General features: G+C 61.8%; 19 protein-coding genes and 3 pseudogenes. 6 read left to right on the top strand and 16 right to left on the bottom strand.

Annotation, left to right across the window (positions count from 1 at the left end; translation table 11 throughout):
* Window positions 1-32 precede the first annotated feature (32 nt).
* The 3 genes and pseudogenes from XI05_RS08200 to XI05_RS08190 all read left to right on the top strand — a co-directional run.
* Entirely contained in the window at window positions 33-1,094 is a 1,062-nt protein-coding gene (locus tag XI05_RS08200) for a hypothetical protein (RefSeq protein WP_271500256.1), read from the top strand.
* On the top strand, window positions 1,091-3,238 hold the full coding sequence (locus tag XI05_RS08195) for an AAA family ATPase (protein WP_271500253.1): 2,148 nt from the start codon (window positions 1,091-1,093) through the stop codon (window positions 3,236-3,238). The genes XI05_RS08200 and XI05_RS08195 overlap by 4 nt, the downstream gene beginning before the upstream one ends.
* Before the next feature lie 30 nt (window positions 3,239-3,268).
* Window positions 3,269-4,090: pseudogene (locus tag XI05_RS08190) on the top strand (3'-5' exonuclease); the annotation flags it as partial.
* Window positions 4,091-4,138: 48 nt separating this feature from the next.
* Here XI05_RS08190 and XI05_RS08180 read toward each other — a convergent pair.
* The 8 genes and pseudogenes from XI05_RS08180 to XI05_RS08145 all read right to left on the bottom strand — a co-directional run.
* Window positions 4,139-4,721 (bottom strand): annotated as a pseudogene (locus XI05_RS08180) (transketolase family protein); the annotation flags it as partial.
* Window positions 4,722-5,026: 305 nt separating this feature from the next.
* Window positions 5,027-5,818 (bottom strand): crotonase/enoyl-CoA hydratase family protein, encoded by a 792-nt coding sequence (locus XI05_RS08175; protein ID WP_271500247.1) that lies wholly within the window; start codon window positions 5,816-5,818, stop codon window positions 5,027-5,029.
* 186 nt (window positions 5,819-6,004) lie between these two features.
* On the bottom strand, window positions 6,005-7,105 hold the full coding sequence (locus XI05_RS08170) for an NADH:flavin oxidoreductase (protein ID WP_271500244.1): 1,101 nt from the start codon (window positions 7,103-7,105) through the stop codon (window positions 6,005-6,007).
* Window positions 7,106-7,176: 71 nt separating this feature from the next.
* Entirely contained in the window at window positions 7,177-8,370 is a 1,194-nt protein-coding gene (locus tag XI05_RS08165; protein ID WP_247347916.1) for an ABC transporter substrate-binding protein, read from the bottom strand.
* Window positions 8,371-8,453: 83 nt separating this feature from the next.
* On the bottom strand, window positions 8,454-10,049 hold the full coding sequence (locus XI05_RS08160; protein ID WP_271500241.1) for a class I adenylate-forming enzyme family protein: 1,596 nt from the start codon (window positions 10,047-10,049) through the stop codon (window positions 8,454-8,456).
* Window positions 10,050-10,280: 231 nt separating this feature from the next.
* Complete coding sequence (locus XI05_RS08155) at window positions 10,281-11,060, bottom strand: SDR family oxidoreductase (RefSeq protein ID WP_271500237.1); 780 nt, start codon at window positions 11,058-11,060, stop codon at window positions 10,281-10,283.
* A gap of 68 nt (window positions 11,061-11,128) precedes the next feature.
* Entirely contained in the window at window positions 11,129-12,133 is a 1,005-nt protein-coding gene (locus tag XI05_RS08150) for an NADP-dependent oxidoreductase (protein WP_271500234.1), read from the bottom strand.
* A gap of 35 nt (window positions 12,134-12,168) precedes the next feature.
* On the bottom strand, window positions 12,169-13,032 hold the full coding sequence (locus tag XI05_RS08145; RefSeq protein WP_271500231.1) for an alpha/beta fold hydrolase: 864 nt from the start codon (window positions 13,030-13,032) through the stop codon (window positions 12,169-12,171).
* A gap of 269 nt (window positions 13,033-13,301) precedes the next feature.
* On the opposite strand from XI05_RS08145, the gene XI05_RS08140 reads away from it, so the two are divergent.
* Window positions 13,302-13,733 carry a winged helix-turn-helix transcriptional regulator gene (locus XI05_RS08140; RefSeq protein WP_247341799.1) on the top strand — a complete coding sequence of 144 codons (432 nt, stop codon included), beginning with the start codon at window positions 13,302-13,304 and terminating at the stop codon, window positions 13,731-13,733.
* 79 nt (window positions 13,734-13,812) lie between these two features.
* On the opposite strand, the gene XI05_RS08135 is transcribed toward XI05_RS08140, so the two are convergent.
* From XI05_RS08135 to XI05_RS08120, 4 genes are all read right to left on the bottom strand, one after another.
* Window positions 13,813-14,634, bottom strand: coding sequence for an enoyl-CoA hydratase-related protein (locus XI05_RS08135; RefSeq protein ID WP_271500228.1), 822 nt, complete (start codon window positions 14,632-14,634; stop codon window positions 13,813-13,815).
* A 70-nt stretch (window positions 14,635-14,704) separates the two neighbouring features.
* Entirely contained in the window at window positions 14,705-15,409 is a 705-nt protein-coding gene (locus XI05_RS08130; RefSeq protein WP_271500225.1) for an SDR family NAD(P)-dependent oxidoreductase, read from the bottom strand.
* Between the two features lie 17 nt (window positions 15,410-15,426).
* Window positions 15,427-17,748 carry a molybdopterin-dependent oxidoreductase gene (locus XI05_RS08125; protein ID WP_271500222.1) on the bottom strand — a complete coding sequence of 774 codons (2,322 nt, stop codon included), beginning with the start codon at window positions 17,746-17,748 and terminating at the stop codon, window positions 15,427-15,429.
* 14 nt (window positions 17,749-17,762) lie between these two features.
* Complete coding sequence (locus tag XI05_RS08120; protein WP_271500220.1) at window positions 17,763-18,386, bottom strand: TetR/AcrR family transcriptional regulator; 624 nt, start codon at window positions 18,384-18,386, stop codon at window positions 17,763-17,765.
* 161 nt (window positions 18,387-18,547) lie between these two features.
* Here XI05_RS08120 and XI05_RS08115 point away from each other — a divergent pair, with 161 nt between their 5' ends.
* Window positions 18,548-19,744 carry an acetyl-CoA C-acyltransferase gene (locus XI05_RS08115; protein WP_271500218.1) on the top strand — a complete coding sequence of 399 codons (1,197 nt, stop codon included), beginning with the start codon at window positions 18,548-18,550 and terminating at the stop codon, window positions 19,742-19,744.
* Window positions 19,745-19,838: 94 nt separating this feature from the next.
* Window positions 19,839-21,041, top strand: coding sequence for a multidrug effflux MFS transporter (locus XI05_RS08110; protein ID WP_271500215.1), 1,203 nt, complete (start codon window positions 19,839-19,841; stop codon window positions 21,039-21,041).
* A 126-nt stretch (window positions 21,042-21,167) separates the two neighbouring features.
* Here the strand turns inward: XI05_RS08110 and XI05_RS08105 are convergent.
* The 4 genes and pseudogenes from XI05_RS08105 to XI05_RS08090 form a co-directional block, all read right to left on the bottom strand.
* Window positions 21,168-21,820 (bottom strand): annotated as a pseudogene (locus XI05_RS08105) (flavin reductase family protein).
* Window positions 21,821-21,947: 127 nt separating this feature from the next.
* Window positions 21,948-22,961 carry an NAD(P)H-dependent flavin oxidoreductase gene (locus tag XI05_RS08100; protein WP_247341777.1) on the bottom strand — a complete coding sequence of 338 codons (1,014 nt, stop codon included), beginning with the start codon at window positions 22,959-22,961 and terminating at the stop codon, window positions 21,948-21,950.
* A 22-nt stretch (window positions 22,962-22,983) separates the two neighbouring features.
* Complete coding sequence (locus XI05_RS08095) at window positions 22,984-24,171, bottom strand: acetyl-CoA C-acyltransferase (protein ID WP_271500212.1); 1,188 nt, start codon at window positions 24,169-24,171, stop codon at window positions 22,984-22,986.
* A gap of 14 nt (window positions 24,172-24,185) precedes the next feature.
* The gene (locus XI05_RS08090) at window positions 24,186-25,316 is read right to left on the bottom strand and encodes an acyl-CoA dehydrogenase family protein (RefSeq protein ID WP_271500209.1); all 1,131 of its coding nucleotides are present in this window, start codon (window positions 25,314-25,316) and stop codon (window positions 24,186-24,188) included.
* Between the last annotated feature and the right edge of the window lie 10 nt (window positions 25,317-25,326).

The following is a 25,326-nucleotide window of genomic DNA, read 5'->3' as shown; positions in this document are numbered from 1 at the left end:
GCACATATTCATATGTGTCATGTGTCCCTTAAGTGGCACATTTCCATGACGAACTTCCACTCCAGCAAGACGAGGCCGACCGCGTGAAACCGCCCTTACAGTCCTCTTCCCCGAACGAGACCACTGTCTCCGGGCGAAGCGATCCTGCGCCGTACGCTCTCGAGCGTCCGTTCGCCGCCACGACGATCTATCTCGACGGCCCGCCCGCCGGGCTGCGTCGGATCGAGTCCTGGGGCTCGCGGCTGTCGCTGTTCGCCGGCCCGTATACCGACGCCGGCCGGCTGCGCGCGTTCCTCGACTCGGCCGCCTACGTCGTCTACGCGATCGCGGACCCGGCGCCCGGTTCCGACCAGCCCCCGTATTTCGGCCACAGCGACAAGGAGCGCAGGTGGGGCGACAGGCTTCCCCCGGAGATCAAGGGCACGACGCAGATCTACATCCTGACTGCCGACGCGGGGACGCTCGACAAGGTCATGGCGTCGTACATCGAAGCGCGCTTCATCCAGATCTGCACCGACCTGAACATCAAGCTCCTCAACTCGGCAAGGCCATATGGAGGCGGCCTGCGAGTGCGTGCCGAGGCAGAGCAGCTCGTCGGCCATGCGGAGATGCTGCTGCATGCGGCCGGCTTCACCCTCATCGACGATGCTCGGCGCACCCCCGCAACCGTCCGGCGCAGGCTGTCGGTGACCGCAGACCTCGACGAGATGGTGGTGATGACCGAGACGGAAGCCATCGTGGTCCCGCGCGAAGGCGAACGCTTCCGCCTCTCACATCGCGAACTGAAGGCGGACGCCTACCGCTGGAACGGGAGTTTCTACGTGATGCCGGGCGCCGACTACGCACGGCTGACGCGGAGCGGCCTCTCGGACGATCATCGAAAGCGGCGCGAACTGATGAAGGCCGAGAAATGGGTCGGCGCCGTCCCGTGCGCCAAGGACAAGATGACACTACAGCTCGGATTCCGGTGCAGGAGCGGCGCATTCGCTGCCAAGCTGCTTTCGGGCGAGCACCTCGACGAAGAAGCTTGGCTTGCGGCCGATGCTCCCAGCAACGACGCCGGTCCTTCTCCGAGCTACGAGGACCCCGCATGAGCCTGATCGTCCTCGCCGCTTCCACCCGGCCGCTCGCCGAGGTGTTCCTCGACCGGTTGCGCAACGGTGCCGGCTTCTCCAGGCTCGCCGGCGAACTCCCGGCGGTCGGAGACGACGAAGGGCAGCACCTCGACGAAGATCATGATGACGCCGAGCGTCGCCGCCCGAAGTCTCGCCCCCCATCGCCCGATGCAGCGGCGTCGGCCATTCTGCTCGGGCGTGCTTTCGAAGACTCGCGCGACATCCTCGCCAAGCTGACGGCGCCCGATACGGTCGCCATCATTCAGGTGGCTGATCCGGATCTGGTGAAGCCGATCAGGCGTATGCTGCGCATGCTGCTGGCGAGCGAGGCCACTCTCGTCGACGGCGACGATCTCGACGACCGCTTTCGCTCCTCGCCGACGACCAGTTCTGTAGTCGTGTTCACGGACAGCGGCAAATCGAAGGTCACCTCGAAAGACGACGAGGCGGTCGCGGCCGCGATGAGGCTGCGATGCGCAGTGATCGGGATCGCGCGCCCCGGCGATCGGCTGCCCCGTGCGCTGCTGCGCATCGCCGAACACCGTATCGTCGTTCCGCCTATGGACGCCGACGTGGTGGCCGGCGTCATCGAGGCCGTGACCGGCAATCGTCCTGCTTCGATCGACGAGTCCACGAGCCGGCGCATCGGCGTCAACGACCTCGCGATCGCGGTGCGGGAGGACTTGTCCGCGGAACGTTCCCTGGCTCGCCTTGAGCGCCTCGTCGAGATCCCGATCGACGCCGGTCCGCGCCTGTCCGAGCTTTCCGGGCTCGGACAGGCGAAGGTCTATTGCATGCAGGTGGCGGAGGCGATGCGCGAGTATCTAGCCGGAACGAGGCCTTGGCACCAATGCCCCCGCGGACTGCTGCTCAGCGGACCGCCCGGCACGGGAAAGACTTCGCTGGCCCGCGCGCTGTGCCGCGAGCTTTCCGGGAACGTGAGCTTCATAGCGACGTCCTATGCCGCCTGGCAGGCGCACAAAACAGGGCACCTGGGCGACGTCACCGCCGCGATCCGCGAGACCTTCTTCGACGCCGCGCGGCGTAAGCCATGCATTATCTACCTAGACGAGTGCAATTCCATTCCGGCCCGTGGAGGTCGTGACCACGATGCGTGGTGGACGGCTATCGTGAATACCCTCCTGGAAATGATCGATGGGTTCGAAAAAACGGAAGGCGTCTTCTTGATCGCCTCGTGCAACGATCCGACGCGTCTGGACCCGGCGCTGGTCCGCGCAGGAAGGCTCGACCATCACATCGAGATCGGATTGCCGGATATGCCGGGCCTGGTCGGCATCTTCCGCACGCATCTCGGATCGGACTGCGCCGGCGCAGACCTGCGTGAAGCGGCCCTTGCCGCGCGTGGGCGCACCGGCGCCGACGTGGAAAAGTTTGTACGCGTCGCCCGGGAGACGGCGCGCAAGGAAAAGCGGGCTGTGACCGTGAAGGACCTCGTTGATGCAGTTCGGGACGGAGAGCCCGACTGGCCCGACGATCTGCGCTGGCGCGTTGCCTATCACGAGAGCGGCCATGCCATCGCACATATGGCCCTGGGAATCGGCATGCCGAAATCGCTCTCGATCGACGGCAACGGCGGGTACGCCGAGACGTCGGCGGCGAAGCCGCAGGTGCCGACCCGGGCGCACCTCGAGGATCTGCTCGCGACCATCCTCGCCGGCCGCGCGGCCGAACAGTTGAAGTTCGCCGAAACGACGACCGGCTCCGGCGGACCTTCCGATCGGAGCGATCTTGCCAGGGCGACCAACCTGGCGTTGCGGATGGAAACGTCATATGGCTTCGGATGCCTTGGCCTCGTCACGCTCGCCGAAGACCATCTCAACGACGGCTATCTGCTCATGACGGAGCCTCTCCGATCGGCTACGAACGAGACCCTGAAGCGGGCTTACGCGAAAACGCTCGCCCTCCTCGAACGCAATCGGCGTTCGCTGGACGCGCTGGCTCAAGCGCTTTTTGCCTCAGGCCATCTCGATCGCGGCGAGATCGATGCCATCGTCGCAAGGCACCCGCTCGAGTCCGCTTTCGTGGCAACCGTCCTGCCGCGGACCGTCGCATCGTCGATCCAGAACGGCGGCGCCACGATCTCCGATCCCGCGCTCCGGTGACCAGGCGATGTACAACCGAAAGAAGAGACGATGCCGACCGATGCGAACGAAGAACTGGCGAAGCAGCTCGAAGCGACGGGCGACTACAGGGTATTGCGCCGCCTCGTGCCGTATCCCGCGAACCTGCGGCCAGGCGGTTGCGCGAGGATCGGCGTCGCCATCGACGTCGAAACGACCGGTCTCGACGTCGCGCGAGACGAGGTCATCGAACTCGCCATGGTCAAATTCGCCTATTCGGCCGACGACCGGGTTCTCGGTGTCGTCGATGTCTTCCAGGCCTTCCAGCAACCCTCCCACCCGATCGCTCCTGAGATCGTCGAGCTGACCGGCATCACCGACGCCATGGTGGAAAGCAAAATTATCGACGCAGAGGCGGTCGTTCGATTCGTCGAAAACGCTCAAATAATTACTGCGCACAACGCCTCTTTCGACCGAAGAATTGCCGAACGGTTCTGGCCGACCTTCGTGCACAAGCCCTGGGCCTGTACCGCAACCGGCGTCGCCTGGAAGGAGCACGGCTTCTCGGGAGCGAAGCTCGAGCACCTTCTGGCACGATGCAGCCTATTCTACGACGCCCATCGGGCGACCGACGACTGCGACGCACTGGTGGCGCTCCTCAGCCAGACTTTACCCCGCGCGTCCGCGACGGTGCTTTCGGTTCTGCTCGCGCGCGCGCGTCGCAAGACCGTAAGGATCTGGGCGCTGCAATCTCCCTTCGAGCTGAAGGATTTCCTGAAAAAGCGCAATTACCGTTGGAGCGACGGCGCCGACGGCCGTCCGAAGTCCTGGTATCTGGACATCGACGAGGCGGAACTGGAGGCAGAGTTACGCTTCCTCAGAACCGAGATCTACCAGCGCGACATCGACATCGAGCGGCAGGAATTCACTGCGCTGGATCGATATTCGGACCGTGACCGGCCCCTGATGCGCCGCGATCGCGGGCACCAGTCGCTCGATTTCATGCGCATCGCAGGGGTCGATGACCGTCATGTTCGGCATGGCGCGAAACAGCGCGAGATCCTCCGCGGCTTGATGACTCGGGCCATAGCCTGAGGTCAAACCGGGCAATGCGCAGACGATCTTCACGTTGCGGTCTTTCCTCCGCGATGGTCTGATGGATGAAGTCGTAGGCACGGCGCGAAGCGAACACCGCGTAGGTCGTTGCGAATGGCATAAAGCCTTCAGCGGCAAGACCCGAGGCCGCGCCGAACAGAAGCTGCTCAGCCATGCCCATTTGATAGTAGCGGTCCGGAAATTGCTTCGCAAAAACGTGCAGGTCGGTGTATTTGCCGAGATCGGCTGTCATGCCGACCACATCGGGACGGCTTCGCGCGAGCTCGACGAGCGCGTGTCCAAACGGCGCCGGCCTCGTCTTCTGTCCCTCCCCCGCAATCGAGGCGATCATGGCCGAGGTGGTCAGGCGCGGCTTGCCCGGATTCTTGGCCGGAATGTGAAAATCGCCACCGATTTGATGACGGAACATCTGCGCTTGACCGAGGTGCTGACGCTTCAGTCGCTCAAGTTGCAGGACGCAGCGGTCGCCTAGCAAAAGCGTCTCACGGTCCGATACATTCAATTCGGCCAACCGCACTCAATTGACCATCCGCTCGTATCCTTCCCAGTAGCGCTCTCGCAGCAGCCGCTTCAGGATTTTCCCGGATGGATTGCGGACCGGAGCCTCCCGTAACAAGAGCGCTCCTGCCGGTAAGATCGAATGCCTTCTTGATGCTTCCCATGGTCAAATCCTCCGGCTCGTAAGCGACGTCCAATTGTGCGGTCCGCCGGATTCTATTTCCCGCGGAACACGGCCGAGCGACGTTCCACGAAAGACTGGATGCCTTCTTTCATGTCCTCGCTGCTGAAGACGCGATCCTTGATCTTGGGAATGTAGTCGATCGCGGCTCTCTCGCCGGCCTCGATGTATTTCAACGCGGCCTCTTTCGTCACCTGAATGCCGATCGGCGCGTTCTTGGCGATCAAATTCGCAATCTCCATCGCGCGCGCAATCTGCTGGCCGGGTGCAACGACTTCCTGAACGAAGCCGATCTTGTGAGCCCGGGCTGCGCCGAACTCATCGCACAGGAACAGGTGATACATCGCGTCTCCCCAGCCCGCTCGCGTCAAATAGCGGAAATGGGCACCCCCAAGAGGTGCGATCCCGCGCTTGGATTCCATCTGACAGAATCTGGTGTCGTCGGCCGCCACGACGATGTCGCCAGCCAGCATCATTTCGATTCCGATTGTGAAGCAGATCCCCTGTACGGCCGTCACAATCGGCTTGTGGCACCGGCTCTTCAAGGCGAACGCATCGATGTTGCCGGGCTTTAGCTCGGTATTCTCGGCCTTGGGTCCGAAGAACTTCGGCATATCCAGCCCGGCTGTGAAATCCGGACCCTCGGCGCAGAGTACCCCGACCCAATAATCGTCGGTGCGATCGAGAAGGGTCATCGCATCCGACATCTGCGCCATCATCTGCGGACTGAATGAGTTCTTCTTCGCCACGTTGTCGATGATGATCTTGAACACATGCCCGTGCACCTCGGTGCGGATTCGGCCGACTTGGGTCTTGGTGTCGCTCATTGTTCGTCTCCGAATTGCTTCCAGGCGACTGCACAATGACGCGCACGCCTCTGCCGTCGACCGGCGCGCGCCGATCTTCTTTAGCAACCAGCTTGGACAGATCGCCGGAATACCGGCCACCAAATATTTGGATAACCTTTATTCAGCCGCGACGCAGCCGACTTCGCAACCCGTCATCGCTGAGCCTTAGCTCAGCGCAGCGAACGCAGTCCGTTCGAAGGCCATCAATTCCTCGGTCCTGCCGTCGCGTATCTTCAGGAGCCATCGCGGATCCTGAAGCAGCGCCCGCCCCACCGCGACAAGATCGAACTCCTCGCGATCGAGGCGGCGGATCAGTTCGTCGAGGGACGCCGGACGGGAGCTCTCCCCGCCATATGCGGCGATGAATTCGCCGGTCAGGCCGACCGACCCGACCGAGATTGTCGGCACCCCCGTCACCTTTTTGGCCCATCCGGCGAAGTTCAAATCGGAACCATCGAACTCCGGCTCCCAGAAGCGCCGTTGCGAGCAATGCAGAATATCGACCCCCGCGTCGACCAGGGGTTTGAGCCAGGCTTCCAACGCGCGAGGCGTATCGGCCAGCTTCACTTCGTAGTCCTGCTGTTTCCACTGGCTGATCCGCAGCAATATCGGAAAGTCGGGTCCGACCGACTTGCGCACGGCGTGAACGATATCAGCGGCAAACCGCGCCCGACCCGGCAGGTCCCTGCCTCCATAGGCATCCTCGCGGCGATTGGTGCCTTCCCAGAAGAATTGATCGATCAGATAGCCGTGCGCGCCGTGCAATTCAACGGCGTCGAACCCCAAGCGCTTCGCGGCAAGCGCCGCATCGGCGAAAGCGCGGATGGCGTCTGCGATGTCCTCTTCGCTCATCGGCTCGCCGAATTTCTTCTCCGGTCGCGACAGGCCGGACGGACTGTCGTAGGGACCCGGAGGAGACCAATCCTTGGCGCGGGTGCGAACGGCTCCGACGTGCCATAACTGCGGTGCCATCAGGCTACCGGCGGCATGCACCTCGTCGACCACACGCCGCCACCCCGCCAACTCCTTCTCTCCGTGAAAACGGGGAACATTCGGATCATTCAAGGATGCCGGACGATCCACACCCGTGCCCTCCGAGATAATGAGGCCGACCGCTCCTTCGGCACGCCGGCGGTAATATTGCGCGACGTCCTCGGTCGGGATTCCGCCCGGAGAGAATGAGCGCGTCATCGGCGCCATCACGACCCGGTTCGGCATGTTCAGCCCTTTCAGCTTGAAAGGCCGGAAAAGAACGTCGCTGGACATCCGTGCTCCATGATTCAGTTGATCGCGTTACGGGCTCAAATCACCTGCGCAGCGTATTCAGACGATACAATTCATTTCCCGTCGGCGCTGAGTACACTACCAAATTGCTCCCACGTGGTCCCATTCCAGCGCTGCAGCTGCAGCTGCGTATACGCCATACTGCTTTCGGGGCCCGTGTTGATGATGACACCTGGTATAACAGTGGGAAGCGACAGCCCCCGGATGCTGCGCGATTGCCTGACGATATTCTCCCGCGAGAGATCGTTGCCACATTGCTTGAGTACCTGCTCCAGGATCTGTCCCTGCTGGGTCCCGAACAGATAATTGTTGTCTCCGATATCTGCGCCCGGCAGGTATTTGGCAAAGAACTCGCGGTACCATTTGATGCCGGGATCGTCGGCCCACTTCTTATCATTCGGATCCTTCGTGATTGTCGCGGCGACTATGCCTACGGCCTTTTCCGGTCCTGCGGGGACGATGGTCGAAGACACCGAGCTCGAAACAAAGTTGATCAGGAACAGCGGCTTCCAAGCTATCTCATCGGCCTTCTTGATGGCCTGCGCTGCGAATTTTGGCGTGCCGGCCACCAAAAACGCCGATGCGCCAGACGATTTCAGCGAAACGACATGGGAATCAATGGTCGGCTCCGTCACTTCGTAGGACGACGCGACGACTTTCTTGTCGAAATCGTCCTTCAAATAGCCCTTGAATGCATTGACGAAGTCCTTACCCAGATCGTCGTTCTGATACAGGATGGCAATCTTCGCGTCCGGCCGGGTCTGGGTGATGTATTTCGCGTAGATTCGTCCCTCGGTGTCGTAGCTCGGCAATCCCGTCGTGGTCATGGGGAATTCAGCGAAGTTCGTGAATTTTGTGACTCCGCTCACAACAAACAGATGCGGGACTTTCTTCGCGTTGACGTACTTGATAGTAGCGCTGATGCCGGGCGTCCCCAGCGGGCCGAACAGGAACGCCACCTCGTCACTTTCCACGAGTTTCCTGGTCTGCTCCACCGTCTTGGGGGGACTGTAGGCATCGTCGTAGGTGACGAGGTTTATCTTCCGCCCGTTGATGCCGCCGCGCTCGTTGATAGAATTGACGTAGGCGATCATGCCCTTTCCGGTATTGCTGAGCGGCGAAGCGGGGCCGCTGAAAGGGAACGTCGCTCCTATCTTTATCTCGGATTCAGTGACGCCCGGCGTCTGCGCATGCGCCCCGGCTATGGATGCCGCGAGCGCGGCTACAATCATGACGCTTCTCAACATTGTCATCTCCCTTCGGCGACAAGTCCGTCGCTCACGTTCTTTCTTAAACCGGCATATTGCCGATCAAATCATCCTGACGCCCGTCAGCCAGCGGCTGCCGCACGCGACCCCTTCGGGGCAGCCTGTTCGTTCGCCATCTCTCGCAGCTTGTGTTTCAGTATCTTGCCGGTGGAGGCCGAGGGCAGAGCGTCGAGCACGATCAATTCGGTCGGACGCTTGTAAGACGTGAGCAATTGGGCCGTATACGCCTTTAGGTCTTCCGCGCTGATGCTCGCACCGGGGAGAAGCTGAACGAACGCGACGACCTCCTCGTTGCCCTCGACCTTTCGTCCGACGACGGCCGACTGAACGACCTGGTCGTGCGCGTTCAGGACCGCTTCCACCTCGGCGGGATAAACGTTGAAGCCGGAGCGGATGATGAGCTCCTTGGTGCGGCCGGCAATGTAGAGATGCCCCTTGCCGTTCACCCGCGCGAGATCTCCCGTGTTGAACCATCCCTGCTCATCGATCGCCGCCGCCGTCAGGTCGGGCGCACGATAGTAGCCGAGCATGATGTTCGGACCTCGAACGTGCAATTCGCCCACCTCACCGGTCGCCACCTTTTTTCCTTGTCCGTCCACGATCCGGTGCTCGATGCCGGGAAGAAACGGGCCGACCGACTCGTCCGAGACAGGCTGTTCCGAACGGACCCCCGTGAGGCCTGGTGAGCATTCCGTTATGCCGTAATTGTTCAGCAGCGGGATTCCAAACTCGTCCTCGATCCGCTTCTTGAGATCGAGGTCTAGCGGAGCGCCAGCCACCGCCATGATCCGCAGGCTGCCCCGTTCGAGCCGTTGGATGCCCTTGACCGCCTTGTGCTCAAGCAGCCGCTGATATGTGGCAGGCACGCCGAATAGGCTCGTAATCCCTTGCTCGGCGATGGCATGAGCCAGCGCAGCGGGATCGGCCTTGGCCACGACGTGCAACGTGCCGCCGTGCATCAGCGTCGAAATCAGTAGGATCGCATACCCGACGATGTGCGACATCGGCAGCACGCCGTAAATGCGGTCGCCTGGACTGCTTCGTCGAAGGATTCCCGACGTCCTTGCGGTGAAGAGCAGATTGCGGTGACTCAGCATGACGCCCTTCGGCGCACCGGTCGTGCCCGAGGTGTATAAAAGGCCTGCGACCTGGCGGGCGCCATCCTTCTCGACGGGCTCTGCTTTCGCATCCGCATTGAGAGGACCGACACCGATTCCACCAAATGGTCCGACGGCGCCGATTTTCGCTCCGACGCGGGTGGCATGATCGGCCGCTTCCTTCGACAGAGCCGAGTTGAACAGAACGCGTCTGGCGCCGCTGTGCGTCCCAATCAGGTCGATCTCTCGGGGCGAAAGGCGGGGATTGACCGGAATACCCCAGGCATCGAGCTTGCTCGCTGCGAAGAGCATCACGCCGAGGGCCACGCTGTTCTCACTGGCAATCATCACGCGATCACCGGGCCTGATGCCCAACCCGGCGAGATTCTTTGCAGCAGCGTCGACAGCATCCGAGAACTGCCGGTAGCTCCAGGAACGCCCGCCTTCCACGAAGGCCGGATGATCCGGAATATCCCGCACGAACGGCGCGTAAACCTCGTGCACTCTGGACGGCAGGCCGTCCAGCAGTTCGGCTGCGGTGAGCTCGTCCACGCTCCTCATGCCATCCTCCCTCGCGCCTTGTTTTCGGCAGCGTGCGCGGCCTCCTTCAACCGGGAGGTCCGCACCCCTCATTCATATCGGCCCGCGGAGTAAATCGTTCTAAAATAGAACTGTCAAGACGATCAGACGTCAATGTGCCAGAGAATGGCGGAATTCTTGGTGCAGAACTCGAATTCCAATTTAGAATTGGCGATCTCCGCGCACTTGTTCGGAGGGATCAGCTGAGCGTAATTACCATTTCTCGACCCACGGCCGCAGCACGACTTCAAAAGCCCAGGTCGACCGATGCTGGCGGTGCAGCTGCAGATAGGTTTCCGCAATATGGACAGGGTCGGCCATGTTGTCTTCCACGGTCGTCCCCGCCAGACGGTGCGCGCGGGTCCCGTCTTCCTGAGTCCAACCGATCGCGGCATCGATCGGCACATTCGCCACATGGATTCCCTGCGGCATCAATTCTCTCGCCATGCTTTGCGCGAGTCCGGATTTGGCATGGCACGCCATCGCAAATGCACCACTCAATGGAAAACCCTTGAGCGCCGCGCTGGCGTTCGTAAAGATTATCGTTCCTCTCGTACCATTGACGTCGGGTTCGTTTCCGAGCATGAGCCGAGCTGCCTGTTGACCTACCAGAAACGCGCTGAATGCCGAGTTTCGGATTGTTTCGACCGCCATTATCGGGTCGGCTTCGAGAATGTCCTTGCGGAAAATGCCGGGAACGCGGCCATCGATGTTATGCACGACAAGCCTCGGCGCTCCGATCTCTCGAGCGACATTCGCGAACAGCTGTGCCACGGCCTCCGGTTCGCTTGCATCGCAGGCGTAGCGACGTACGCCGTGCACCTTTTCGAGAGTCTCAAGGACGGCTTTTTCCGGATTCCTGGCTGCGGCGGCGACAGACATCCCGTTTTCCGCGAACAGCCTGGCGCAACTCGAACTGATGCCCGGGCCACCGCCGACAATAAGTGCGACGTCCTGCAGGAAAGGCTGTGTATCGCGGTTGGATTCAGCCATGTCGTTTCCTCATGCACTTGGTGCCGGCCGGCGTATGGCGTCGCAACGCAGGCGGCACCGTTACGGAACTATTGTTTCACCGCGATCACGACCTTGCCCTTTGCGCGCCCGGTCTCGACATAGGCGAGCGCGTCGCCGGTTTTTTCGAACGGGAAAACCTTGTCCACGACCGGACGGATCACGCCGGATTCGATCAGGGACGTTATTTCGCGTAGCTGCTGTCCCTGCGCGCGCATGAACAGGAATGAGAAGCGCACACCAAGTTTTCTGGCTTTCTTCCGCACACCATGGCTCAGCAAACGCAGCACCAGTTTCAGGAAGATGTTCATCCCCTGCTCCCTCGCGAATTCGGGGTCGGGCGGCCCGGAGATTGAGATGAGCAGGCCGCCCGGCTTGAGCACGCGCAGAGATTTTTCAAGCGTCTTGGCGTCCTGGCTGTGCAGGACCAGATCGTAGCCCGACAAGACCTTCTCGAAATCCTGGGTTTTGTAGTCGATGACCAAGTCCGCGCCGAGGCTCTTGACCAGCTCGACATTCTTCGCGCTCGTCGTCGTCGCGACGACCGCACCGAGATGCTTGGCGAGTTGGATCGCGAAACTCCCCACCCCGCCGGAGCCCGCCTGGATGAAGACCTTCCGGCCGGGCCTCAGCTTGCCCACCTCGACTAGCGCCTGCCAGGCGGTCAGCCCCACCAGCGGGATGGAAGCGGCCTCTTCCATGCTGATGTTCGAGGGCTTCGGCGCCACGTCGGCTTCGTTCATGGCAATGAATTCGGCGAATGTTCCGATCCGATGATCGCGCGGCCGCGCATAGACCTCGTCGCCTGCCTTGAATCGCCTGACATTGCGGCCAACCCTGACGACCGTCCCGGCAACATCGTGGCCCAGAATGAAGGGCGGACGATACGGCAGGATGAGCTTGAATTCTCCATCCCTGAGCTTGGAGTCCAGGACGTTCACAGCAGTTGCGTGAACCCGAACCAGGACATCATCGTCCCGCAACTCCGGTTCTGGCATGGTTGCCGAGCGCAGAGCCCCTTTCTTCTTATATTTGTCGACGACGAATGCCTTCATGATGTCATCTCCAATCTGAAAATATGGTCGCGGCGTCAGGCGTCGAGGAACGACAGCGCCTTCGGCACGAAATCGGCGTGGTACTGGAAAATGCCGCCGTGCCCGGCATCTTCGTAGATGACGAGTTGGGCGCCGGGAATACGCCGTGCCATGTCGGTGCTGTTTGCGGTCGGCACCATGATGTCGTTATCGCCATTCGCGATCAGGACCGGGATGCGGAGGCTGCCGAGATCCTGAGGCGCCTGCTGGCCCCAGCTCTTGATCGCCTTGAGCTGCCGCAACAAGGCCACTGGCGTGGCTCCTTTGTCCCGATTTGACTTACGCTCCTTCAGCCTTTCCAGAAAGGCCTTTGCGGCCCGGCGGCCATTGGCTGTGGAGGTGAAGAACAGATAGAATTTCGGGTCTCGCAAAGTCAGCAAGCCCTTGATCATCAGCAGCCAGGACACCGGCCCGACCTTCTCGATACCTTTGCCGCCTGCCGGGCCCGTGCCGGTCAGAATCAGCTTTCGCACGAGACCAGGGGCCTTCAGCGCGATATCCTGGGCTACGAAGCCGCCGAGGGAAAAGCCGAGCAGATCGACTTTTTCAAAGCCCAGCGCGGCGATCAGAGCAATCGTATCTTCTGCCATTTCGCCAACGCTAACAGGCGCTTTCCCGCCTGAAGCGCCGATGCCGCGGTAGTCGATCGCGATCACGCGATGCCTGGTGGCGAGCCCGTCGACGATCGGTGGATCGAAATTGTCGAGAACCGCGCCCCAATGGTTGAGAAGGATCAATGGCACGCCAGTGCGTGGACCGATATCGCGATAGGCAAAAGTTGTTTCTGCAGCACTGATCGAAAGATTCGGCGCATCGACATAGCGCACGACCGATCCTGGGTGGCTGACATAAGTTGACATCACTTACTCCATAGTTCGGCTGACACCGGAATCCCTGAGATCAGAGGGATATCGGATGACGCGGTTCTTCCTGTGCGCACGAAGAGGTGCACGTGTTGATAGGCCGCTGTGTTGGCCTTGGCCCGACGCCAGCCCAATGCTGGCGGAAGCACCCGGCATCAGCGCAATTCCGCGTTCTCGGCTCCGGTCTTCCCAATTTGGCGTGGAACACCGACGAATGATCTGTTACTATCAATTTAGTATCAAGTCACTACTAAAATGAGACTTACATGAAAAAACCTTCGGCCCAGCCTTGCCTAATCGCCCGAAGCCTGGCGCTGGTCGGAGACGCATGGAGCATGCTGATCATGCGCGACGCCCATGCGGGACTGACCCGTTTCGACGATTTTCGCAGGAGTCTCGGTATCGCGCCGACGATGCTGACGGGGCGCCTTTCGGCGCTGGTTGACGAGGGAGTGCTGGAGAAGCGCCGTTATTCAGACCGTCCGCCACGGGACGAATATGTGCTGACGGAAGCCGGGCGCGACTTCTTGCCGGTCCTATTCGCGATTGGTGCGTGGGGACGCAAGCATCGCAGCGGAGGCAAGGTGACCCGGTTTTTTGATGCCGAAAACGGAACGGAGATCGATCCCCTCACCATCGACCGCGCGACCGGCGCTCCGATCGGAACGCGTCCCATTCGTATCGCCGCAGTCGAATGAGCAATTAGCTTGGCACCTCCAGCTTGTGCGGTTGCGGGTGCGGCCCGCTAGGCCTTCGAAGTCATGACCTGAAAGAGTTTTACCTGTAAGTCGGCGGACGCTTCTCAATAAAAGCCCGGACAGCTTCGGCGTGCTGCGCAGTGCCCGCCGCGAGGACCATCCTCTCGGCCTCTTGATCTAGTGACGTCAAGAAGTCGGCCGACAGCGCAAGGTCGAGATTATCCTTCATGGAGGCATAGGCGCTCGCCGGGCCATTCGCCAATGTTCTCGCCATTTCGAATGCTTCGCTTTGCAGTTCGGAATCAGACACCACGCGATTGATAAGGCCCAATGCTTCGCAGCGCCGTGCACTGATCCGTTCAGACAGAAACATCAGTTCGCGAGCACGTGCCGTCCCGACAAGCCGGGTCAACAACCACGAAATGCCGTAATCGCCGGTGAGCGCAATCCTGGCATAGCCTGTCGTCATGATCGTGGATTCGGCCGCGATACGAAGGTCGCAAGCGAGTGCGATCGCAAGCCCGGCGCCAGCCGCTGGTCCCGGCAAAGCTGCGATGGTGGGCTTCCGCACCGAAACAAGTACGCCGGTCAGGGTTCGCTGACGTTCCCGCAATCGCGCAACCTTGTCGCTGAAGGACATCGCCGGCGCGGCAGCGTTGCCGCCCATTCCCTTAACATCGCCGCCCGAACAGAAGGCAGTGCCTGCACCGGTAATCAGGAGGGCTCCGACCTCAGGATCATCTCCATTCTGTTTGATCATCCGGCGCAACGCCGGCGTAAGATGATCGGACAACGAATTTCGGGCTCCGGGCCGGTTCAAGGTAATCACCGCGACGCGATCCCGGATCGCGCACAGCAGTTCGTCCGTCCCCGTATCAACCGAGATGGATCCATCAGTCATGTTCCTGACCTTTCAAGTCCCGCGGAGAGCTCTCCAAAGTGACCCAGCCCGCCGTGCCCGTGTTCGAGCGTTACCAATTTTCGTTGAATGGCCGCAGTTCCGTGAGAAACGACCAGGCCGAGCGATCCTGACCGTAGAGATGCAATAATTCGTCAGCGATCGCCGCCGGCTTGATGAAGAACTCATCCGGTTTGTCGCTCATCCGCGCGCGCATCCGGGGCGTATCGATAACGGCGTCGATGAGAACGTAGGAGACGTGGACGCCGAGAGGTCCTACTTCACGTGCGATCGACTCGGCCAGAATGCGCTGCGCCGCCTTCGTCGGCGCGAAGCCGGCGAAATTGGCTTTGCCTCGGATCGAAGAGGTGTTGCCGGTCACCAGGATTGCGCCCTTGCCCCGAGCGATCATGTCAGGCGCCACTTCTCGCGACAGGTACAACAGACCCATCACGTTGACTTCGAAGTTGCCCTTCAGCATCTTCGGATCGATCTCGCGAAAACTCCCCCAGCCTCCTCCGACCGCGTTGTGGATGAGAACGTCCGCCGCGCCAAAGCGGCGCTTTACGTCAGCGACTGCGGTCCGCACCTGAACCTCCTCGGAGACGTCGCAGGTCACCGCGTGCACGTCCGGAAGCTCTTGCGCAAGTCGATTGATGAGCTCCGCTGAGCGGGCAAGCGCGATGATACGAAACCCGCCAGCAGAGAAGCGCTTGACGATGGCAGCTCCCGTGCCTGGCCCTACTCCGGTCACGATTGCGATTGGTTTCTCGGTCATTCGACGCTCCCTTCGAGCTATTGTCCGGCCGCTCTCTTATGAATTCGCTCGGATTGCGACTGACAGGCGGCAGCTTCGTGCTCGGTCACCAGGGCCAGTCGAACCGCGACGTTCTTGTGGTAGGGCGTGCCCGCAATGGGATCGCGGTTGGCGCTCTCGGTGAGCAGATTGATGCGCGGCCCGTTGATCAGGCGCTCTCCGTCCGACGTCGGGTAGCCCTGACCATAGCCGTGCGGCAGCGCCAATTGGCCGTTCCGCATGGCGTCATCGACCTTGCAGCGGACGACGAGCCGCCCGGCCGCCGACTCCACCGCGATCCAGTCACCATCCTTCGCGCCCAACTCGCTCAGATCGCGCGAATTGATCAACAGGGCGCCGTCCGGGTCGTCGCGCCGCCACGCGGGATCGCGAAATATCTGGTTGGCATTGAACATGCGGCGACCACCAGCCGCCAGCACGAACGGGAACTCCTTTGGCGCGCTAGCGGCTTGCGGATCGAGACGCGCCAGCCATTCCAGCATCTGCGGGACGATCAGCCGAACCTTGCGATCCGAATGGCCGATCAGTGACCAGACCTCGTCATATTCGTGCCGTGTAACCGCCGTGCCTTGCCGGGAGGCCACGATGGTGTCGAACAGGAGATCTCCGAGCTGATGGTCCGCCACCTGCTCGGATGCGCCGATCGCCCGCCGCACCGCTTGCGGCGATCGCTTCGCGCAAGCCTGTGCCGCGCTCCAAATCGGCGCCGCAGCCGCGGTACCGTCCGGAAGCGTCTGCCCCAGCGTATGGTAGAGCACCAGGGCAGGCACTGCCGCAGGGTTCTCCGCGATGAAAGCACGAAAGGCCACGGCGAATTCAGGTCGCGAGCGCCGTGCTATTTCGCGTAGCGGCGCGAGCACATTGTCACCCGGCAGAAGCCCCAGGGCGACGGCAAGCCGCGTGTAGATGTCGGGCTCCGGCAAGGTGCCGGCAAGTGGCGGCAGAACACCGGCGCGGACATGAAAATAGTTGGTCGGAAATTCGAAGTTGAACAGAGTGAATTCGGTCTTTTCGTATTGTGTGGAGGCCGGGAGAACGTAGTCCGCGAGCTGTGCGGTTTCGGTCATCGCAACGTCGACCACAACGCATAGCTCCAGCGATTGCAACGCGCGTTCCACCGCCACGGTATTTGCGGCGGTGTTAGCGGGATTGGAGCTGTCGATCCAGACGCAGCGCAACCGCTCTGGATGATCCTTGAGTACCGCCTCGGGGAAAATGTTGGGCGGCAACAAGCCCCCAATGATCGCGTCGCCGGTCGGCGCGAATGTCTGGTTCGGCGAGTTTCCCCATAGCGGTTGAAGCCAGCTATGCAATTGGTTGGTACCTTCACGGCCGAAATTGCCGGAAAGCATGATCAAGAGCTTTTCAAGATAGGAGTTGAGTGTCGAGTTGACGCCTTGCTGGATGCCGAGTTCAACCCGAACCACCATGGCCTTCGCGGCTGCGATCATCGCGGCGCAGCTCTCCAGCTCCGCGATCGAGATATCGGCGGCGGCCGCCCATTGCTCAACGGGGATGTTCAATAGCGCTTGCCTCACTTCCGCGAAGCCGATCGTGTGCGCCTCGATGAACGCGTGGTCGATCCGGTCAGACCGGACGAGCGTGGCCAGCAGCGCGCCAAGGAGAAACGCATCGGCACCGGGGCGAACCGCAAGATGCAGATCCGCCATCTCTGCGGTTTCGGTTCGACGGGGGTCGATGACGATCAGCTTGCGTGCGGGATCCTTGCGGATCTGATTGAGATGGTCGCGCGCATTGGGGAAGCCGTGCGCGATCCAGGGATTTGCCCCGATGACAAGCAAGAGATCGCAATGATGAACGTCCTCTGACGTGTGGCAGGTTTGGCTGCCGAACATGTGGCCATTGACCCAGAAATCGCCGGTTTTTTCCTGCGAAAGCGCGTTGAAGACGCTGCGCGAGCCCAGCGCACGCAACAAGCCACCGGCGTAGGCACCGCCGGCGTGGTTGCCCTGCCCGCCGCCGCCATAAAGGGCAATACTCTTGCCGCCATACCTGTCGACGACGTCCCGAAGCCGCTCCGCGATTTCTGCGATCGCGACGTCCCACTCGATTTCATCAAAGCCGCCATCGGCGCGACGACGCAGCGGGGTCGTGAGCCGATCCCTGTGATGCGCATAGTAGGGAATGCGCGCCGCCTTGTTGCACAAATAGCCTTGCGACTTCGGGTTTGAACGGTCGCCTCGTACCTTCTCGAGACGCCCCTCATTCACCCAGACCTCGATGCCGCAGTTTACGTAACAGAGGTTGCAGGCTGTCTTGAGCCACTTGCCGGCCGTCATGGGCACCTCCCAGATTATGGTTTGTCGCAGCTCATCGCCTTTGCTGTTCTGCGCTGTCGCTTGTGAGTCCGGCCGCAGACAGTCATCCGTCCGGCGTCGAGAATATCGTCAGAAAGCTTCCCGGCGCCGACAGCACGCGATAGCACGATCGATCCAACCATGGTCGCAATGGTGCTCGTCGCGATTTGGCGTGCCTGTTGAGGACCCTCGGCGGGAAGCATTTCGACCAGGATGTCGATCATCTTCTCCAGCTTGGAAGCAAGCGCCCGTTGCTCCCTCGGGCTCGATCGAGCGACATCAGCGGCCAGGGCCGGAAGCGCGCAGCCTTGTCTGGGATTGTCGCGGTGGCGAGAACTGAGATAATCGGCGATCAACGTCTCGAAACGATCCTCGTTCGCCTTCCGGTTCGCCAGTTTTTTCCACCGCTCGGCCGTTTGATCCATCGCAAACGCAATTGCCTCGCCAACAAGCGCGGCACGCGACTCGAAATGGTTATAGAACCCGCCGTGCGTAAGACCGGCGAGCTTCATCAATTCGACAACACTAAGCCCTTCGGCACCGTTTTGACGCAAGCCGTAGGAGGCACTTTCAACGATCCGGCTGTGGGTCTGGCGCCTATGGTCTCCTACGTAACGCATCTCCCCTCCGTGCAAGCTGCTCGGTGACCAGCTGTTCGACCGATCCCATCCACCAGCGCTTCTGGACCGCGCTTTTGGAGCGACGGCAATATTTCATTGCAATGTCGCCCATGTTATATGACTATCGTCATATAACGAAGTGATCAACAGGAGAATTCGCCATGGCCGCCGCTTCCGATCCCGTCGTAATCCTCTCCGCGGCCCGTACGCCGCTCGGCCGCTTCATGGGCGAGCTCTCGCCACTCAGTGCCCACAAGCTCGGCTCCCATGTGATCGGATCTGCTCTCGAACGAGCCAAACTGGCGCCCGAGCGGATCGACGAGGTGTTCATCGGCAACGTGTTGCCAGCCGGACAGGGCCAGGCGCCGGCACGCCAGGCCGCGCGCGGCGCCAAATTGCCGGATGCCACCGGCGCCACCACCATCAACAAGGTCTGCGGCTCCGGCATGAAGGCCACCATGCTGGCTCACGATATCATCAATGCGGGCTCCGCCGAGATCGTTCTGTCTGGCGGCATGGAGAGCATGAGCAATGCGCCGTATTTGCTGGCCAAGGCGCGTGGCGGCTATCGCGCTGGCCACGACCGCATCATCGACCACATGCTGATGGACGGCTTGGAAGACGCCTACGAGACCGGACGCTCGATGGGGGACTTTGGCGAGGCCACGGCGGAGGCCTATCAATTCACCCGCAAAGACCAGGACAACTATGCGATCGAGACCTTGACCCGCGCCCGCAAGGCGGTTGAAGGCGGCGCGTTCAAGGCTGAGATTGCTCCAATCACGTTGACCGAGAAGGCCGGGCCCCGGATCATCTCCAATGACGAACATCCGCTCAAAGTCGATCCCGCCAAAATCCCCGGGCTGAAAGCCGCGTTCCGCGCCAACGGCACCATCACGCCCGCCGCCTCATCCGCCAATGCTGACGGCGCTGCAGCGCTCATCTTGGCAAAACGCTCGCTCGCCGATCGCGACGGCCTTCCGGTGCTCGCCGAGATCAAGGGCCATGCCACCCACAGTCAGGAGCCACAATGGTTCACGACGGCCCCGATCCCCGCTATTCGCAAGCTATTGGACAAGGTCGGCTGGAGCGTTGGCGACGTGGATCTGTTCGAGATCAATGAGGCATTTGCCGTCGTCGCGATGGCGGCACAGAAGGATCTCGGCATCCCCAGAGAAAAGCTGAACGTCAACGGCGGCGCCTGCGCGCTAGGTCATCCCATTGGCGCCACCGGCGCGCGGCTGATCGTGACGCTGCTGCACGCGCTCGAAGCGCAAAACCTCAAGCGCGGCGTCGCGTCGCTCTGCATTGGCGGCGGCGAAGCTACCGCCATCGCGATCGAGCGCGTCGTCCGCTGATATCACGGCTGGACCGACGAGACGGACTCGGCGAGCGGCGCGAACCGCGTCACTCGCCACTTGATCTGCCCCATCCCCGCGACGAGGAATATCCATGGCTGATATGACGAACACCGCGTCGCGGGACATTCCTAGCTCCAGCGTCCTGCCGATCGCGATCCTCTCCGTGCTGGCCGCGATGGGAACGCTTGCGACCAACATCTTGCTGCCGTCTCTGCCGCAGATTGCGATCTCGTTGAATGTCACGACTGCGGAGGTCACGTCCGCCATTACCGTGTTTCTTGCAGTTTTCGGGTTGGGCCAGCTCGTGGTCGGACCGCTTTCAGATCGCTACGGAAGACGGTGGTCGGTCATGATCGGATTTGCCGTGTTCTTCGCCGGCAGCGTTTGGTGCGGTCTGGCAACCGACCTGCCCAATCTCCTCATCGGCCGCGTCGTGCAGGCAACAGGTGCTTGCGCGACGTCAGTGCTGTCTCGCGCCATCGCCCGCGACATGTTCAGTGGCGCGGCACTGGCACGCGCGATGGCGCTCATCATGATCGTGATGTCCGCAGCTCCCGGGTTCTCGCCGCTGCTTGGCGGCGCCCTCGACCATAGCCTGGGCTGGCGCGCCGAATTCGCGCTGGTCGCGGCCTTTGCCGCCATCGGCGCCGTTGCCTACGCCATCGTTCTTGGCGAAACCCACAATTCGATCCGCACGCCGTTCAATCCAATTGTCGTCGGCAGGACCTATGCCGGTCTGATTGGAGACCGTCGCTTCGCTACCCCCGCGGGCGCCTCGAGCCTCACTATGGGCGGCTTGTTCTCGATGTTTTCCGCTGCGCCGCGCCTATTCATCGAAGCGTTGCACTTCACGCCGATCCAGCTCGGGCTCTTCTTTGCCGGCACCGTCTTCATCGTATTCGCCGCGGGTATGCTTGCCACAAGATTGGCACCACGCTACGGGCTCGATGGTCCGATCTGGGCAGGTTTGTGCGCGACGGCCGCCAGCAGCCTTGCGATCCTGCTCATCTCGCTGATCAACCCGACTTTCTTGCCCTTTCTAGGCGCGATGAGCGTATATCTCCTCGGCATGGGCATTGTCAGTCCGTTGGCCACGGCGCGCGCGTTGTCTCCATTCGGCGAGAAAGCCGGCGCGGCCTCGGCGCTGCTGGGTTTCTTGCAGATGATGATCGCGGCAATCGGCGTATGGCTTGCTGCCACAGTGTCACATGAAGCAATGTTTGCGCTGGGCGTCGTGATGAGCGCGTTCTCCCTGCTGGCTCTTGGCCTGTACGTGCGGGGCCCGGGGTCTTGATGGGCGTATGACTCCGCACGCGCTTCCGTTCAGTCACTCATCGGCTTTGCGAAGTCGGGCTTAGGCCTGTCGGGCAAAACGCGGCAAGGCATGGTCGGCCCACAATTGAGCCTGTTTCCAGCTCAATCAGGTCCCGTGGAATTCCGGCTTGCTGCTGCCCGCTGGGCGCTTCATCTCGAACATGTTCTCGGTCCTGACCTCGAGATAATCTCCACCCCGGCCGGCGCGCAGAATGGGACGCGCAAGTGCCGTGTTGTAGACGCCGTCCTCGATCAACGTCTTGTCGATGTAGACCGCGACGACCTCGCCAAGCACGAACCATCCTTCGACCTTTTCTCCGCGTGCGTTGGCCAGCTGAGAGACCTCGACGACTTTGCATTCCATGGCGGCCCTGCTCTCGCCACCCGCGGCACAGCAACGTGGCGTCCGGGTATCGGCGTCAAACCGGCTGCTTCGAACTCGCTCACGCCGTGATCGAGTGGCGTCGCTGTCACGTTCATGCGCTCGCCGAGATCCATGGTGACCAGATTCCAGACGAATTCACGTGTCTCGCTGACGTTCTTGACGGTGTCTTTCCACGAGATCGAGGAAAATCCGATGATCGGAGGATCGTAGAGGAACGCGTTGAAAAAGCTGTAGGGGGCCAAGTTCAATCGACCGGCTGCATTGCGCGATGAGATCCACCCAATCGGACGCGGCGCGATTATCGCATTGAACGGATTATGCCGGAGCCCGTGGCCTTTCGAAGGCTCGTAGTAGTGGAAGTCGGCCTGGTCCATAAATGCCCCCGAAGCTGCCGAAGGCCGTCGATCTGGCCCGTTGAGCTTCAACAAAGATCGACGCACGCACGACCATGCGTGCGCATAGCCTCCGTCAGAACGTGCGGAAGCGGTATGTCCTCCGGGGCTAAGCCATCGCCCGAGCCGCAGCCGGCCGCTGCCCGGCGCCGTCGAGGAAACCAGTCAGGCGCTGCCGGATGAGTCTTTCCGCATCCGCCATGATGCGGTCGATCAGTTCCTTCACGGACGGAATGTCGTGAATGAGCCCGACGACCATGCCGCAGCTCCATGCGCCCGCATCCATGTCGCCGTCGATCATCACCTTGGGATAGACGCCCGCCACCTGGTCATGGATGTCCTCGATCTTGAGGCTCTTGCCCTTCTCGCGCTCGATCTCGAGCAGTTGCTCGACGCCCTTGTTGTTCAGGACCCGCTCTGTATTCCGGAGCGCACGCATCACGAGCCTGGTGTCGAGTTCCGTCGCCGCGACCAGCGCCTTCTTGACGTTCTCGTGCACCGGCGCTTCCTTGGTGGCGATGAAGCGCGTGCCCATGTTCATGCCCGCAGCGCCCATCGCCAGGGCGGCAACCAGGCTGCGCGCATCCGCCATGCCGCCCGAGGCAACGAACGGGATCTTCAGTTCCTCCGCGGCGCGCGGCAACAGGATCATGTTCGGCATGTCATCCTCGCCGGGATGGCCCCCGCACTCGAAGCCGTCGACGCTGACGGCATCGCAACCGATCTGCTCGGCCTTCAGTGAATGCCGGACGGAGGTGCATTTGTGGATCACCTTAATGCCGCCCGCCTTCAGGGCCGGCATGTACTGTTCGGGGCTGCGCCCGGCGGTTTCGACGATCTTGACGCCGCCCTCTCTGATGGCCGCGATGTACTCCGGATAGGGCGGCGCGCTGAAGGTCGGCAGGAATGTCAGGTTCACACCGAACGGCTTGTCCGTCATGTCGCGGCAGCGAGCGATCTCCTTGGCCAGCAGCTCCGGCGTTCTCTGCGTCAGGCCCGTGATCAAGCCGAGCCCGCCCGCGTTGGAGACGGCCGCCGCCATTTCGGCGAAGCCGACATAGTGCATTCCGCCCTGGATGATCGGGTGCTCGATGCCGAACAGTTCGGTAATTGCTGTCTTCACGAATGATCTCCCGCGTTGCCGCTCAGTGGATGATTTCGAACAAGCCAGCCGCGCCCATGCCGCCACCGATGCACATGGTCACCACGCCGTACTTCGCCTTGCGTCGCCGGCCTTCGATCAGGAGATGGCCGGTGAGCCGCGACCCGGTCATGCCGTAGGGATGACCGATAGCGATCGAGCCGCCGTTGACGTTGAGCTTGTCCGGATCGATTCCGAGCTTGTCGCGGCAATAGATCACCTGCACCGCATAGGCCTCGTTCAGCTCCCACAGGTCGATGTCGTCGATCTTGAGGTTATGGCGCTTGAGCAGGCGCGGGATCGCGGCGACCGGGCCGACACCCATCTCGTCCGGCTCGACGCCGGCGGCGACGAAGCCACGAAAAATGCCAAGCGGCTTGAGACCCTTTCTGGCCGCAATCTTGTCGCTCATGATCACGCAGGCCGAGGCACCGTCCGAGAGCTGGCTGGCATTTCCCGCGCTGATCGTCTTGCCCTCGAACACCGGCTTGATCTTGGCTAGGCCTTCGGCGGTGGTTTCGGGACGCGGGCCTTCGTCCTTTGTGAGCGTCACCTTCTCGTAGGTGACCTCCTTGGTGTCCTTGTTGAACAGCGCCATCCTGGTCGTGAACGGCACGATCTCGTCGTTGAAGCGGCCGGCCTGTAACGCAGCGCCGACGCGGCGTTGGCACTCGAGGCTATATTCGTCCTGCTTGTCGCGGCCGATCTTGTAGCGCTCGGCAACGACCTCGGCGGTATCGAGCATCGACATGTACATTTCGGGCTTCATCGCCATCAGCTCGTCGTCGACGGCGTGAAACTTGTTCATGTGCTCGTTTTGAACGAGGCTGATCGACTCGATGCCTCCGCCGATCGCGACCTCGACCCCGTCTGATATCACCGAGCGCGCGGCGACCGCGATGGCCTGCAGGCCGGACGCACATTGCCGGTCGATCGTTGTGCCGGCCACCGTGATGGGCAGGCCGGCGCGGATCGCGCCCTTGCGCGCCACGTTCATCACCATGGTGCCTTGCTGCATCGCGCAGCCCATGACCACGTCTTCTACTTCTCCGGGCGCGATGCCGGCGCGCTTCACGGCTTCGGCCATCACGTGCCCGGCCATGGTGGGGCCGTCCGTGTTGTTGAGCGCGCCGCGATACGCTTTGCCGACGGCCGTTCGGGCGGTGGAAACGATGACTGCTTCAGTGGTCATGCCTGCCTCGCTGCTTATGCGGCCGCGTCCAGCTGCGCGTAACGCAGCACATGGAACGCGGGATCGCCGAACTGGATGTTGATGGAGGAGATTCGCTTGAAATAGTGCCCGACGTTGAGCTCGTCGGTCATTCCCATGCCGCCGTGAAGCTGCACCGCCTGATCGGCGACGAACTTGCCGGCATAGCCGATCTTCGATTTGGCACCCGAGGCGAGCCGCGACAGGCCGGCATCGCCAGCGCTGAGGCTGAGGCTCAGATGCTGCATCAGGGAAAGCGCCTCCTGATGTGCGATGAACATGTCGACCATTCGGTGCTGCAGCACCTGGAAGGAACCGATGGCGGTGCCGAACTGCTTGCGCGTCTTCGAATACTCCAGCGTCGCCGAGTTCAGCTCGCCGATGGCGCCGACTGCTTCCGCGCAGAGCGCGCCGATGGCACGGTCACGGCAGGCTTCCAGCGCGGCAACACCCTCGCCTTCTGCGCCCAGCAATTGCCCGCGGACCTCGCGCAGGCCGAGCTCGGCAGCCCGGCGGCCGTCGATGGTCTTGAAGCTCTGGAGATCGACGCCGGTCGCGCGCCGATCGACCACGAACAGGCTGACGCCGCCGCGGTCACGATCGTCGCCGGAGGTCCGCGCAGAGACGATCAGATAGTCGGCCCAAGGTGCGGCGATCACCATGGTCTTCGCGCCGGTCAGGATATGGTCGCTCCCCTCGCGCCGCGCCCGCGTCGTGACATTGGCAAGATCGAAGCGCGATGCTTTCTCCGTCCAGGCCAGCGTCCAGATTTTCGAGCCGTCGATGATTTCAGGGATGAAGCTTTGCTGCTGCTCCGGCGTGCCCACGTGCTCGATCAATCCGCCGGCCAGCACCACCGTCTCGACGAACGGCTCGAGCACGAGGTGACGGCCGAACTCATGCATCACGATCATGGTCGATAGCGGACCGCCGCCGAGACCGCCAGCGCCCTCGGAGAACGGCGCAGCGAGAAGGCCGAGTTCGGCGAAAGCGTCCCATTGCTTTCGGCTGAAGCCCTCCTCGCTTGCCACGATCTTGCGCCGCGCCTCGAAGTCGTACTGGTCGCGCAACAGGCGCTGGACGCTGGATCGCAGCAATTCCTGCTCTTCCGTGAACTGAATATCCATCCGATCCTCC

Source organism: Bradyrhizobium sp. CCBAU 11357 (assembly GCF_028128865.1).
GTDB lineage: Bacteria > Pseudomonadota > Alphaproteobacteria > Rhizobiales > Xanthobacteraceae > Bradyrhizobium.
The sequence above is the reverse complement of the archived record's forward strand: the minus strand, read 5'-3'. Positions and strand labels throughout refer to the sequence as shown.

Coding starts and splice junctions, on each gene's coding strand:
- XI05_RS08195 (WP_271500253.1), top strand. CDS start 1,091: ATGAGCCTGATCGTCCTCGCCGCTTCCACCCGGCCGCTCGCCGAGGTG.
- XI05_RS08175 (WP_271500247.1), bottom strand. CDS start 5,818: ATGAGCGACACCAAGACCCAAGTCGGCCGAATCCGCACCGAGGTGCAC.
- XI05_RS08170 (WP_271500244.1), bottom strand. CDS start 7,105: ATGTCCAGCGACGTTCTTTTCCGGCCTTTCAAGCTGAAAGGGCTGAAC.
- XI05_RS08165 (WP_247347916.1), bottom strand. CDS start 8,370: ATGTTGAGAAGCGTCATGATTGTAGCCGCGCTCGCGGCATCCATAGCC.
- XI05_RS08160 (WP_271500241.1), bottom strand. CDS start 10,049: ATGAGGAGCGTGGACGAGCTCACCGCAGCCGAACTGCTGGACGGCCTG.
- XI05_RS08155 (WP_271500237.1), bottom strand. CDS start 11,060: ATGGCTGAATCCAACCGCGATACACAGCCTTTCCTGCAGGACGTCGCA.
- XI05_RS08150 (WP_271500234.1), bottom strand. CDS start 12,133: ATGAAGGCATTCGTCGTCGACAAATATAAGAAGAAAGGGGCTCTGCGC.
- XI05_RS08145 (WP_271500231.1), bottom strand. CDS start 13,032: ATGTCAACTTATGTCAGCCACCCAGGATCGGTCGTGCGCTATGTCGAT.
- XI05_RS08140 (WP_247341799.1), top strand. CDS start 13,302: ATGAAAAAACCTTCGGCCCAGCCTTGCCTAATCGCCCGAAGCCTGGCG.
- XI05_RS08135 (WP_271500228.1), bottom strand. CDS start 14,634: ATGACTGATGGATCCATCTCGGTTGATACGGGGACGGACGAACTGCTG.
- XI05_RS08130 (WP_271500225.1), bottom strand. CDS start 15,409: ATGACCGAGAAACCAATCGCAATCGTGACCGGAGTAGGGCCAGGCACG.
- XI05_RS08125 (WP_271500222.1), bottom strand. CDS start 17,748: ATGACGGCCGGCAAGTGGCTCAAGACAGCCTGCAACCTCTGTTACGTA.
- XI05_RS08120 (WP_271500220.1), bottom strand. CDS start 18,386: ATGCGTTACGTAGGAGACCATAGGCGCCAGACCCACAGCCGGATCGTT.
- XI05_RS08115 (WP_271500218.1), top strand. CDS start 18,548: ATGGCCGCCGCTTCCGATCCCGTCGTAATCCTCTCCGCGGCCCGTACG.
- XI05_RS08110 (WP_271500215.1), top strand. CDS start 19,839: ATGGCTGATATGACGAACACCGCGTCGCGGGACATTCCTAGCTCCAGC.
- XI05_RS08095 (WP_271500212.1), bottom strand. CDS start 24,171: ATGACCACTGAAGCAGTCATCGTTTCCACCGCCCGAACGGCCGTCGGC.
- XI05_RS08090 (WP_271500209.1), bottom strand. CDS start 25,316: ATGGATATTCAGTTCACGGAAGAGCAGGAATTGCTGCGATCCAGCGTC.